General features: G+C 68.4%; 11 protein-coding genes. 8 read left to right on the plus strand and 3 right to left on the minus strand.

The window, feature by feature from the left end:
• Positions 1–350 precede the first annotated feature (350 nt).
• The 5 genes from KU887_RS23980 (at position 351) to KU887_RS24000 (ending at position 6,323) form a co-directional block, all read left to right on the plus strand.
• A complete protein-coding gene (locus KU887_RS23980; RefSeq protein WP_084751820.1) occupies positions 351–2,519 on the plus strand; it encodes a TonB-dependent siderophore receptor in 2,169 nt (722 codons plus the stop codon).
• Positions 2,520–2,762: 243 nt separating this feature from the next.
• A complete protein-coding gene (locus tag KU887_RS23985) occupies positions 2,763–3,554 on the plus strand; it encodes a transcriptional initiation protein Tat (protein WP_258255631.1) in 792 nt (263 codons plus the stop codon).
• A gap of 8 nt (positions 3,555–3,562) precedes the next feature.
• The gene (locus KU887_RS23990; protein WP_062911391.1) at positions 3,563–4,630 is read left to right on the plus strand and encodes a substrate-binding domain-containing protein; all 1,068 of its coding nucleotides are present in this window, start codon (positions 3,563–3,565) and stop codon (positions 4,628–4,630) included.
• A 53-nt stretch (positions 4,631–4,683) separates the two neighbouring features.
• Positions 4,684–5,382: a c-type cytochrome gene (locus KU887_RS23995; protein ID WP_058903519.1), complete on the plus strand. Its 699-nt coding sequence runs from the start codon at positions 4,684–4,686 to the stop codon at positions 5,380–5,382.
• Positions 5,379–6,323, plus strand: a complete 945-nt coding sequence (locus tag KU887_RS24000) for a c-type cytochrome (RefSeq protein WP_062910312.1) — start codon at positions 5,379–5,381, stop codon at positions 6,321–6,323. Before KU887_RS23995 ends, KU887_RS24000 begins: the two co-directional genes overlap by 4 nt.
• A 44-nt stretch (positions 6,324–6,367) precedes the next feature.
• On the opposite strand, the gene KU887_RS24005 is transcribed toward KU887_RS24000, so the two are convergent.
• The 3 genes from KU887_RS24005 to KU887_RS24015 form a co-directional block, all read right to left on the minus strand.
• Positions 6,368–8,296 carry an SMP-30/gluconolaconase/LRE-like region family protein gene (locus KU887_RS24005; protein WP_258255632.1) on the minus strand — a complete coding sequence of 643 codons (1,929 nt, stop codon included), beginning with the start codon at positions 8,294–8,296 and terminating at the stop codon, positions 6,368–6,370.
• A 447-nt stretch (positions 8,297–8,743) separates the two neighbouring features.
• Positions 8,744–9,175: a GFA family protein gene (locus KU887_RS24010; RefSeq protein ID WP_059720886.1), complete on the minus strand. Its 432-nt coding sequence runs from the start codon at positions 9,173–9,175 to the stop codon at positions 8,744–8,746.
• A gap of 97 nt (positions 9,176–9,272) precedes the next feature.
• A complete protein-coding gene (locus KU887_RS24015; RefSeq protein ID WP_006495147.1) occupies positions 9,273–10,466 on the minus strand; it encodes a porin in 1,194 nt (397 codons plus the stop codon).
• Positions 10,467–10,771: 305 nt separating this feature from the next.
• On the opposite strand from KU887_RS24015, the gene KU887_RS24020 reads away from it, so the two are divergent.
• From KU887_RS24020 to KU887_RS24030, 3 genes are all read left to right on the plus strand, one after another.
• Positions 10,772–11,404, plus strand: a complete 633-nt coding sequence (locus tag KU887_RS24020; protein WP_006490064.1) for a LysE family translocator — start codon at positions 10,772–10,774, stop codon at positions 11,402–11,404.
• A gap of 12 nt (positions 11,405–11,416) precedes the next feature.
• Entirely contained in the window at positions 11,417–11,953 is a 537-nt protein-coding gene (locus tag KU887_RS24025; protein ID WP_006495146.1) for a GNAT family N-acetyltransferase, read from the plus strand.
• A gap of 110 nt (positions 11,954–12,063) precedes the next feature.
• Positions 12,064–12,798 (plus strand): metallophosphoesterase, encoded by a 735-nt coding sequence (locus tag KU887_RS24030; protein WP_006490078.1) that lies wholly within the window; start codon positions 12,064–12,066, stop codon positions 12,796–12,798.
• Positions 12,799–12,842: the final 44 nt, after the last annotated feature.

Below are 12,842 nucleotides of genomic sequence, written 5' to 3' on the forward strand. Positions count from 1 at the left end.
ACGCCGGTTGAATTCGCTTCCGTTGCTTTAATCGTTCGAATGGCGGTACACGGCTGCGATCACTTCATCGCCCGCACGCTCGCGCGCGGTGCGTGGCGTCGCGCGAAACGCGACGTGACAGGAAGATGACATGGTGCGGCCCCCGGCTCTCTCGTTGAATTTCACTGCGTCTGATTTTGGCCGCTACGGTAGCAGACGGCCGACGGGCCGGCAACCGAGCGCCGCACGTGGCCGGCCATCCCATTACAATTGCAAATGATTCTCATTACATATATCATGCGCACCCTGGTCGCCACGCAATGCCGCGGCCCGCAACACGATCCTTAGCATTCCTCTTCCTGCATCGATTCATGCCATCCCGTCGAACGCCCTGCCGCGCCCGGACCACACGTCCGTGGCGCACGCGCCTGCCTGCCCTGCTCACCCTGTGCGTCGCGAGCGGCGCGCATGCGGCCGGCGCCGAACCCGTTGCGCCCGCGCCCGACGCCGCGCCGGCCGCCGAACACGCGCTCCCGGCGATCAACGTCAGCGCGTCGGCCGCCGTCGATCCAACCGTCGGCTATCAGCCGCGCACGACGAGCATCGCGGGCGGCGACGACCGCGCGCTGAAGGAAATTCCGCAGTCGGTCGCGGTGGTCAGCAGCAGTGTGATGCAGGACCAGCAGGCGCGTTCGCTCGACGACGTGCTCGGCAACATCAGCGGCGTCACGCAGACGAACACGCTCGGCGGCACGCGCGACGCATTCATCAAGCGTGGCTTCGGCTCGAACAACGACGGCTCGGTGCTGGTCGACGGCGTGCGCACGCCGGTGCTGCACAGCTATCTCGCGACGATCGATCGCGTCGAAGTGCTGAAGGGCCCGGCTTCGCTGCTGTACGGCATGCAGGACCCGGGCGGCGTGATCAACCTCGTCACGCGCAAGCCGGAAGACACGTTCGGCGGCTCGATCTCCGCGTCGCGCACGAGCCACGGCGGCAGCAACGCGCAGTTCGATCTCACGGGGCCGCTCGGCCGCCCGGGCCAGGTCGCGGGCGGCACGCTCGCCTTCCGGCTGACCGGCGAATACGACACGAGCCGCTACTGGCGCAGCTTCGGCCGCGAACGCAACGCGTTGATCGCGCCCGCGCTGTCGTGGCACGACGCGAACACGTCGATCGACGTCAGCTATCAGTACGTCGACTACACGATGCCGTTCGACCGCGGCACCGTGCTCGTGAACGGCCGGCCGGACGATGCGCTGCGCTATCGCCGCTACGAGGAGGCGTGGTCGCAAAGCAGCGGCATCCAGGAAACGCTGCGTACCCGCATCGAGCACCGCTTCTCGGATGCATGGCGCGTGCGCGCCACTTACGGCTGGGGCCGGGACCGCTACGATCAATTCATCACCCGCGCCACCGCGTTCAACAGCAGGACCGGCGCGCTGACGCGCTCGTCGGATGCGAACCTCGGGCGCAACGATTCCGACCAGATCGCGACGCTCGGCCTGCTCGGCAACGTGACGCTCGCGGGCATGCAGCACGCGATCTACGTCGGCGGCGAATACGAGCGGCAGCGCAGCTTCCGCGGCGACACGATCCGCGGCAAGGCCACGACGGGCTTCAATCTCTACGATCCCGTGTACGGGCTGCTCGCGCCGGGCGGCGTGCCGAACCCGAAGCAGAGCGATTCGCGCTCGGTCGTGCATGCGTATTCGACGATCGTGCAGGACTCGGTGAAGATCACCGACCGCCTCACCGCGGTAGGCGGGCTGCGCTGGGAGAACTGGCAGCAGGAATCGGGGATGGGCCGGCCGTTCGTGTTCGCCGACCGCTCGCGCGGCAGCGTCTGGCTGCCGCAGTTCGGGCTTGCGTATGCGCTCACGCCGGCGCTCACCGCCTATGCGAACGTGAGCCGCTCGTTCAAGCCGAACGTCGCGTCGAACGTCGCGGCGCCGCTCGCGCCGGAATACGGCCGCGTGCTCGAGGCCGGGCTGAAGTTCAGCCTGAAGCCCGCGATCACGGGCACGCTCGCCGTGTACCAGATCGACAAGCGCAACGTCGCGGTCACGGTCGACGACATCACGTCGACGATCGGCACCGCCCGCTCGCGCGGGATCGAGCTCGACGTCGCCGGGCAGATCACGCGCCACCTGAGCGTGATCGGCAGCTACGCGTACACGAACGCGAACGATCGCGACAGCAACACGCCGCTCGTCAACGTCGCGCGCCACACGGGGAGCCTGTTCGCGGTGTACGACACGGCCATCGCGAACCTGCCCGGGCGCTGGCGCGTCGGCGGCGGCGCGCGTCTCGTCGGCGCCCGCTCCGGCGACACCGCGAACAGCTTCACGCTGCCCGGCTACGTGAGCGTCGACGCGTTCGCGGCGTACGAAACGACGATCGGCAAATTCCCGACCCGCTTCCAGCTCAACGTGAAGAACCTGCTCGACAAGACCTACTATCCGTCGAGCAACAACAACCTGATCGTCGCGGTCGGCGAGCCGCGGCTCGTCACGCTGACGACGACGGTATCGTTCTGACGTCCGCGCGCGGCCGACGCCGGCGCAGCAGCCGTCGGTCGCGCAACGCCTGCCGCCTTCACGTCGCCGCGCAACGCGGCGGCGCCTGCCTCGCGGTCAATCATCGGGCCCTCGAATAGCTCCCATCCGATATCGCGATTTCCGGTATCGATCGCGCGCCCCTAGACTGGCTACGCGATGGCGACGCAGCGCTGCGGCACGGCGATGCAGCTCGCCCCCACAAAAACGATCTGGGAGAGCTCGATGTCCGACCGGCATGCGCGCCGTGACGCACTCAAGACACTCGGCCTCGCGGCCGGCACCGCCCTGCTCGCGGCGACACGCCCCGCGCACGCCGCGGCGCCCGACACCGGCACGCTGCTGCCCGGCGGCGCCGCGCGCCTCGCCGACCTCACGCGCCGCCTCGCGGCAACCCCGCGACGGCGCGACTTCAAGACGGTGCCGATGATCCTCGAGCGCCCCGACCAGTGGGACCACGCGGCGCTCACCGAAGTCATCGGCTATCGCGGCGGCCCGAAGCAGGTGTGGGACAACACCGAGCTCGGCGGCCCGTGGCTGAACCTGATGCGCAATTCGCTGAACGCGCAGATCTGGTCGTACGGCCATCCGGATTTCCTCGTCGTGTCGGCCACTCACGGCAGCGCGCATCTCGCGCTGTTCGATCGGATCGCGTGGGACAAATACGGCCTCGCGAAATTCGCCGGCGCCGCGTTCCCGACCAACACGCTGCTCGACGCCAAACCGGCGCAAGCGAAAGGCGCACAGGGCCACGAACTACCGGACGGCGCATTCTCGTCGCATGACAACGGCATCGCCGCGCTGCAGCAGCGTGGCGTCGTGTTCCTGTCGTGCCACAACGCGATCTGGGAACTCGCGGAACGGCTCGACGGCGCGAATGCGAACCCGGACAAGCTGCCGCTCGACGCACTCGCGGCCGACCTGACCAACCACGTGATTCCGTCCGCGATCGTCACGCCGGGCGCGGTCGGCACGCTGCCCGAGTTGCAGCAGGCCGGTTTCACGTACGCGAAATGAGCACCGCGATGACCTCGATCCAGATGGAACCGCCCCGGCAATCGCCCACGGCGCGCCGCCGCCCGCGCACGCCGCGCGCCGTGCTGGCCGCGTGGCTGTGCTGCGCCTCGGCGCTTGCGCTCGCCGCCCCCGCCGACACCGATGCACGCCTCTTTCCGCCGTGGCAGGACGGCCGCAACAACGACGCGATCCATCGCGGCCTCGAATTCACGGTGCCGCAAGTCGACGTGCTCGCCGATTTCCACGGCGACCTCACCGCGCCGAAGCTCGTGCTGTACGTCGGCGGCAATTACTTCTTCGCGATGGCACCGCTCGTCGCGAAGTTCGAGGCAGACCATCCCGAGTATCGCGGCCGCATCTACTGGGAAACGATTCCGCCCGGCCTGCTCGTCAAGCAGATCCACGCGGGCGGCACGATCACCGTCGGCAACATGACGTGGACGGTCAAGCCCGACGCGTATTTCGCGGGGCTCGGCAAGATCAACGACCTGATCGCGGACGGCACGCTCGCGGGCCCGGCCGTGCCGTACGTGACGAACCAGCTGACGATCATGGTGCGCGCCGGCAATCCGAAACGCATCGCGACGCTCGGCGATCTCGCGCGGCCCGACGTGACGCTCGCGATGCCGAACCCGGCCTTCGAAGGCGTCGCGCGGCAGATCCGCGCGTCGCTCGTGAAAGCCGGCGGCGACGCGCTCGCACGCGCCGTCTACGACGACAAGGTGCGCGCCGGCACGGCCGAGCTCACGCATATCCACCATCGGGAAACCGCGCTGTTCCTGATGCAGGGCCGCGCGGACGCGGGTGTGCTGTGGCAGTCCGAAGCGGCGTTCCAGGAACAGGTCGGGCATCCGCTGATGCACGTCGACATTCCGGCCGAGCAGAATACGACGGCGATCTACGCGGGCGCGATGGTGAAGGACGCGCCGCACCCGGAAGCGGCGCGTGCATGGCTCGCGTTCATCCGGTCGCCCGAAGCGTTCGGGATTTTCCGGCGCTACGGCTTCGGCCGATATGATGCGAACCAGCCGACGCCGCATCTCGCGCCGGCGCAGGACGTGCCTGCCGCAAGCTGACGGTCCGGCCGCTGCACGGCGCGCGCGCCACATACACAACAAGGAGGGGACACGTGAACGACAGGGTCGCTAGACGGCGAGAACCATCGCGACGCCGGTTCGCACCGCTGCTGCTCGCCGCGGCCGCGCTGCTGGCCGGCCACGCGCATGCGGACGACGCGGCGTCCGGCAAGACGATCGCGACACAAGGCACGGCGACGGGCGTCGCCGCCTGCATCGGCTGCCACGGCAGCCAGGGCGAAGGCAACGCGGCGGCCGGCTTCCCGCGCCTTGCGGGCGCGAACGCCGCGTACCTGTCCGCGCAGCTCGCCGCGTTCGCGGACGGCAGCCGCCAGAATCCGGTCATGCAGCCGCTCTCGAAACTGCTGTCGCCGCGCGAGCGCGACGCGGTCTCCGCGTACTTCGCAAGCCTGCCCGCGCCGGCCGGCGTCTTCACCCCCGACGACGCGTCGATCGATCCGGCGAACACCGGCGCGTGGCTCGCGACGCGCGGGCGCTGGTCGCAGGGCCTGCCCGCGTGCGCGCAATGCCACGGCCCCGGCGGCCTCGGCGTCGGCACCGCGTTTCCGCCGCTCGCAGGGCAGCCGGCCGCGTATCTCGCCGGCCAGTTGCACGGCTGGCAACACGGCACGCGGCCGCCCGGGCCGATGGGATTGATGCCGATGATCGCCGGCAAGCTGTCCGACGCCGACATCGACGCGGTGGCCGCCTACTATGCACGCGGCGGCGCCGCGCAAGGAGACAAGCGATGACCGATCGCACGACGCTGATCCGCCGCACCCGCACGGCGCTGCTCGGCGCGGCGTGGCTGCCCGCGCTCGCGTTCGGGGCGACACCGCAGGACGCACCGGCCGCCGCTTCCGCCCCCCCGCCCGCGCCCGCCGCCGCCGCCGCGCCGGCGGCGAAACCGTTCACGCCGCCGCCCGAATCCGCGATCCCCGCCGACGACTTCGGCAAGACCGTCAGGCTCGGCGAGCAGATCTTCCTGCACACGCCCGAGTTCGCGGGCAAGTACGTCGGCAACAAGCTGACCTGCGCGAGCTGCCATCTCGATGCGGGCCGCCGGCCCGATTCGAGCCCGATGTGGGCCGCTTACCTGCTGTATCCGGCGTACCGCGCCAAGAACGGCCACGTGAACACGTTCGCCGAGCGCCTGCAGGGCTGCTTCCGCTACAGCATGAACGGCAAGGCGCCGCCGGCCGGCGATCCGATCCTGGTCGCGCTCGAAACCTATTCGTACTGGCTCGCGAAGGGTGCGCCGGTCGGCACGAAGCTGCCGGGCCAGGGGTTCCCGAAACTGCCACCGCCGGCGCAGAAGGCCGACTACGCACGCGGCGCGGCCGTCTACACGCAGCACTGCGCGCTGTGCCACGGCGCGGACGGCCAGGGCCAGTCGAGCGGCGGCAAACCGGTGTTCCCGGCGCTGTGGGGCGCGCGCTCGTTCAACTGGGGCGCGGGGATGGGCGACATCCGCAACGCGGCCGGCTTCATCAAGGCCAACATGCCGCTCGGGCTCGGCGGCACGCTGACCGATCAGGAAGCGTGGGACGTGGCAACCTTCATGGACAGCCACGAACGCCCGCAGGACCCGCGCTTCACGGGTTCCGTGCAGGACACGCGCGCGAAGTTCCACGATTCACCCGACTCGATGTATGGGCGCAGCGTGAACGGGCGCGTGCTCGGCGCGCCCTGACGATCAGGCCGCGCCGGTCGATACGGCCCGCGCGGCCGGCGCGGTCACGGACGCCAGCGATACACGACGATGCTCGACCCGTTGTAGTTGTCCTTCGTGATCACGTACTCGCCGGTCGAGCGCAGGTATGCGCGCACGCCGTACATCGAATCGACGTCGTTGCCGACGTCCATCGCCGACGGGTTCGAGTTCGTCAGCGTCGTGACGAACGCACCGGTGTTCAGGTCGAATATGTCGATGTTCGGCACCGTGTGCACGTAGCCGACGAACAGGTAGTGGCCGGCGGCCGCGATCGATTTCGGGTTCGCGCTCGTCAGGTTGATCACCGGGTTCGGCGTGCTCGTGTTGCCGTTCTTCCAGCCGTGATAGACCTCGATGTGCCCGTTCATCGCGGTCCAGTCCCAGTTGCCCGCGAGGCCCTGCGCAAGAATCATCGTGTCGCTGTCGGCCTGGTAGATGATGCGCGTCACGGGCGCCACGCTGCCTGGCACGGCGGTCGTCACCGGCTTGCCCCATGACGGCTTGCCGGTCGTCGGGTCGAAGCCCGTCATCGGGTAGCGCGTGATCGCGTTGGCGCCGTTCAGTCCGGCCCACACGTCGCCGTTGCCGTCGATGTCGAAACCGGCCGTCACCTGCAGCGTCGTGTTGAACGGCTTGCCGGGCAGCGAGCCGGCCGGAATCGCGATGTAGCCGCTCGCGGTGTTGAAGTAATAGAAGTTGAAGTTGCCGGGGTTCTGGCCCGACGCAACGAGGATCCGATTGCCGCCGACCGTCACGAGCTGGCCGAAGTGCTGGCCACGCTGATAGTCGTTCATGTCGAGGCGCGGGTCCTTCGGATAGGTGAACGGATCGACCGTGTTCGCGACGAACGTGCCGCCCGCGGTGCCCGTATACACGTTGTTGCCGCTGAAGAACAACGTGCCGTCCGTCGCGGGATCGGGCGCGGCGATCCCCTCGAAGTTCAGCGCCTGCAGCTTCCATTGCAGCGTGCCGACCGGGCTGTACGAATGCAGATCGGTGCTGCCGTTGCGGCCGAGATCCCAGCCGCCGCCCCAGGCGTTGTTCAGCACGTACAGGTTGCCGGCCGCATCCTTGCCGAGCGCCGCGACGCGCGTGAAGCGCTTGTCGCCGACCTGCCCCTTGATGCCCGTCGTCGTGTCGAGATAGCCGCCCTGCACGCCGAACGTGCCGACCTGCACCGGCCGCCCGGGCAGCCCGCCGTACACCTTGATGTTCATGTCGGGCCCTTCGTCGCCCACCATCAGGCGGCCCATCGACGCATCGAAGTACAGCGACGCCGGCCGCGCGCCGGCCGCCATCTGCAGCGTGTTCATCGCCGTCCCGGTCGGACTGAACTGCGCGACGACGCCCGCACTCTTGCGCGCGACCCACAGGTTGCCGGCCGCATCGAGCGCCAGCGCGCCGGGCCCCGTGACGCCGATGTCGCGCTGCCACACGCCATCGGTCGTATAGACGCGCACGCGGTTGCCGTAGAAGTCGCTCACGTACAGCAGGTTGCCGCCCGTCGCGAGGCCCGTGATGACGTCCGCATACTGGATGCCCGTCCACGTGCTGACCGGAATGCGCAGGTCGCGCTGGTTGGTGCTGCGGTTGTAGCGGCCCACCGAGCCGCTGCCGAACGTGCGGTTGTAGCCGAGCGCGACGAACAGCGACGTCGAATTGCCGGTGATCGCGCCGCCCTGGAATTCGTCGTGGATGCCGATCGTGCCGAGCGGCTGGCCGTTCTGGTAGATCGCGACGCCGCCCGCGTTCTCGTCCCAGCGCGACGCCGTGTAGATCACGCCCTCGGGCGCGACCCACATCGAGCGCGCGCCGTTGCCGACGTGCGAGGCGAGCGTGCCGTAGGTGTTCGCGAGCCAGTCGGTCGAGTATTGCGCCTGCGCGTGGCTCGCCGGCGCCAGCATCGCCATGCACATTCCCAGCAACACCGCGCGGATTTGTTTCATTGACATGAATAATGCTCCCAGACGAACCATGGTCGACACTGTAAATCGCGGCGCATGAAATATTGGTGATTCAGGCAAATGCGCATTCGCCGTTACCCCGAATTATTCACTGCACGCCTTTTGCCGTCCGGCGCTTTTTCGTCAATGATCGAAAAATCTGCGAACCCGCGCCACGACGGCCTGCCAGCCACGCGGTCGCGGCGCATTCCCCGGCATTTTCTTCCGGGTCATCCAATGCCAATGCGTCATTTTTTCTGATATGAGCGCATTGCTTTTTTCATTCCCCGGCGATCGTTTTGATTATTACAAATAGAAATTAAAATGAAAGGGAAAAAATATTATCCGGCGAGCCCGGCGTTTGCGATTTCGTGCAAGGAAGGGAAAACAGGAAGGAAAGCGGAATGCAGCGGGGAAAGCCGCGCGCCGGCCGTACCGGCACGCGGCGGCGATCGTTCAGTTCGCCGGATCGAGCGTCGGGCCATCCCAGCCGTCGACGTATTTCGGCAGCGCATCGACGACGTCGAGCACGCGTTGCCGGTAGAACAGATGCATCGTCGGCTGCAGGTGGCCGGGCAATGGCCCGCCGTGCGCCCGCGCGGTCAGGCTGTTCGGCACGACGCGCATGCCGAGCCGGTTCGTCCCGAACACGATCTCGCCGCACGCTGCGCACCACGTACGCGCCATCGACTTCGACGGATGCGGAAACGTCGCGTGGCCGCCGTCGATCGTCACCTGCTCCGGCGGCCATGCGGTCGCGGACAGCATCGGCGTGCCGTAGAAATCGCGGCAGGTCGCGCAATGACAGTTCGCACGCGCGGCCGGCTCGCCGCGCAGCGTGACGGTCACGGCGCCACACAGGCAGCGCGCGGAAAGCGTTCGGGTCATGTCGTCTCCTCGAAAAGCGAGGCGACAGTATAGAAGCATGCATGCAACGTGACCCGCATCGGCCGCGGGCCCCGTTGCACGCGCAACGACCGCCGCGTCAGAACTTCTGGCGCAGCCCGAGGCTCACGATCGCCTGCGAGCGCGAATCGGACGAGTGACCGTTCGCCTTGTCGGACACCGACGCGGTCGCGGCCACCGGCCGGCCGAGCGCGTCGAGCGTCGTGCCGGACGCATGCTGGTACGCGCCGAGCAGGTACACGCTGGTGCGCTTCGACAGGTCGTAGACCGCGCCGAGCGTGACGTTGTGATACTGCGCGCGGTTGTCGATGCCGTCGACGTCGCTGCCGCGCGTGTAGCTGTAGCCGGCGAACAGCTGCGTCTGCGGCTGCACGTTCCAGCGCGTGAACACGCCGGCGACGTTGAACGTCGCATGGCCGGAAAACAGCGATTGCGCGCCGCTGCGGTACTGCACGTTGCTGTAGTTCACGCCGACGACGGCCGGGCCGAAGTCGTACGTCGCGCCCGTCGCGATCACCTGTTGCGACTGCGCGCTCGCATAGCCTTCGTTGATCGACGAATTGAACAGGCCGTCATCGGTGCTCTGCCACTTGCCCGCCGTCGGATCGGTCGCGCCCGTCTTGCTGTTGTCCGAGCGCTCGTAGCCGACACCCACGCGCAGCGGCCCCGCCGCATACGCGGCGCCGACGCTCCACGTGTTGCGCTGCTTCATGCTGCCCGGTTGGCCGCCGAAGCCGTACAGCGCGCCGAACGTGAAGCCCGAGTAGTTCGCGCTCGTATATTTGATCGCGCTGTCGACGCGCGCGGTCTGGTCGAGATCGTCGATGTCGCCCGGGTGCGCGCCGAAGCCGCCGATGAACGACGATGGGCCCACCGGGCTCACGAAATCGTCGAGCGACGTGTACTGGCGACCGAGCGTGATCGTGCCGTAGCGGTTGCTGCCGAGCCCGACGAACGCCTGCCGGCCGAACTGGCGGCCGCCCTGGCCGGACGTACCGTTGGAGATGTCGAAGCCGTTCTCGAGGACGAACAGCGCGCGCATCCCGCCGCCGAGATCCTCGGAACCCTTGATGCCCCAGCGGCTGCCGGACAGGTTGCCGGTCGTGAGGCCGACGCTCGAGTGCCCGGTGTACGCGCCCGCCGAGCCGACCCGCTCGTTGCTGCGATAGGTCACGCCCGCGTCGACGATGCCGTACAGCGTGACGGAGCTTTGCGCGGCGGCGATACCCGCGAGCGAGAGCAACAGCGGCGCTGCGATCAGTTGCTTGTTCATGTTGTATGTCTCCGGGCGGTGAGCCCGTTGTTCTGGCTGGCTGTTTGCGAGTGGCGCGCGCGGGCGCCGACATCCGCCGGCGGTGCGAGACCGGCGACGTCCACGCGCGACGACGCGGCGGGCATGCCCGCTGCGGCCGGTATGGTAGTTGGAACCGGTTTCGTTCCAAAGCGGAATAATGACAACAGTTTCTTGTCGAAATTGAGATAGTTCGGGCGTGGCCGTCGCCGCTCACTGCCGCGCCTGTACAGCGAGGGCCGACGCCCCCGATAATCGAACGCGCGCCCTCCATCGGGAGTTCAAACATGCATGAAACGACCCTGCTGATCTTCGCCGCCGTCGCATTCGTCGGCATCGCGACACCCGGCCCGACCGTGCTGCTCGCGCTGACCAACGGCTCGCGCTACGGCGTGCGCCGCGCGGCCTACGGTTTCGCGGGCGCGATGCTGTCCGACTTCGTGCTGATCGTCGCGGTCGCGCTCGGGCTCGGCGCGCTGCTGATGGCGTCGGCGTTCTGGTTCTCGGTCGTGAAGTGGCTCGGCGCCGCCTACCTCGCCTATGTCGGCATCCGGCTGCTGACGTCGAAGGGAGCGCTCGACGTCGCGGCCGCGCAACACGGCACGGCAACCGAGCGCAACGCATCGATCTTCGCGAAAAGCTTCCTGACCGCGGTGACGAACCCGAAGGGTTATCTGTTCTTCTCCGCGTTCCTGCCGCAGTTCCTCGATCCATCCGCGCCGCTCGCGCCGCAGTACGTCGCGCTCGCGGTCACGTTCGCGCTGCTCGACGGCGTCGTGATGTTCGGCTACGCGCTGCTCGGCGCACGCGCGGTGCGGCTGTTGAAACGCGCGGGCGCGCTGTGGCTCGAGCGCACGTGCGGCGCGATGCTGCTCGCACTCGCCGGTTCGCTGGCGCTGTACCGGCGCCATGCCGCGTAGGCGCCGGGCTCGATGAAAATCGCCACGCCGCCGCGCGCCGGTTACCCCGGGCTGTCGCTCAGGCAACTCGAACGCGCGGATCTCGATGCGTGGTACGCCTACCTGTCGAATCCCGACGTTTTCCGCCACACGAGCTGGAACCTGCGCTCGCCCGACGATCTGCTGCCGCTGTTCGACAACATCGAATCGACCGATCCGGATTCGATCCGGCGTCTCGCGATCGTCGACACCGCGTCGGGCGCGCTCGCCGGGACGATCGGGCTGCATACGGTGTCGACCGTGAACCGCTCGGCGGAAATTGCGTACGACCTCGCGCCGTCGCACTGGGGGCGCGGCATCGCGAGCGCGGTATGCGAAGCCGTCACCGCGTGGGCGTTCACGCACGGCGGCTTCATGCGCATGCAGGCGGTCGTGCTGACCAGCAACGCAGGCTCCGCGCGCGTGCTGCAGAAGTGCGGCTACCGCTACGAAGGGTTGCTGCGCGCCTACAAGATGGTGCGCGGCACGCCGGGCGATTTCGCGATGTACGCACGCCTCGCGACCGACTGACGTGCCCGCCGCGGCATCGCGTGCCGATGCCGTGAAGCGATTGCACGACCCGATTGCACGGCCCGCGCCGAATTGGCGACAATCGCCATTCCCCACATCGACTTGCCGCCATGAAAATCGCCGCGCTGTCCGACATCCACGGCAACCTCGCCGCGCTCGACGCGGTGCTCGACGACGTCCGCCGCCGCGGCGCCGACGTGATCGTCAATCTCGGCGACATCGTGTCCGGCGCGCTCCATCCGGCCGAAACGGCCGACCGCCTGATCGCGCTCGACCTGCCGACCGTCAAGGGTAATCACGAACGGCAGTTGCTCACCGGCGAGCGCGACGCGATGCGGCTGTCGGATCGCTGGGCGCACGACACGCTGCGCGCCGACCAGTTCGACTGGCTCGCCGCGCTGCCCGAACGCCTGACGCTCGACGGCGACGTGCTGATGGTGCACGGCACGCCGGCCAGCGATCTCGTCTATTTCCTCGAAACGGTCACGCCCGACGGCTGCCGCGCGGCCACGCCCGATGAAGTCGCGCAGCGCGCGGGCGACACGGCGGCGTCGCTGATTCTGTGCGGCCACACGCACGTGCCGCGTGCAGCACGGCTCGACGACGGCAGGCTGATCGTCAATCCGGGCAGCGTCGGGCTGCAGGCATATGAAGACGACCTGCCGCATCCGCACCGGATCGAGACGGGCTCGCCGCACGCGCGCTACGCGATGGTGTCGCGCACGGCGGCCGGCTGGAACGTCGAATTCCATGCGGTCGAATACGACTGGCACACGGCCGCCGCCACCGCGGCCGCGCGCGGGCGCGACGACTGGACCGTCGCGCTGCGCACCGGCCGCTGCTGACGCGCTCGCGCCGCTCGTCGTCCCGCTTCGCTTCGACTACCGGA

The sequence above is a fragment of the Burkholderia sp. EMB26 genome, from assembly GCF_024730645.1.
Classification (GTDB): Bacteria; Pseudomonadota; Gammaproteobacteria; order Burkholderiales; family Burkholderiaceae; genus Burkholderia; species Burkholderia cenocepacia.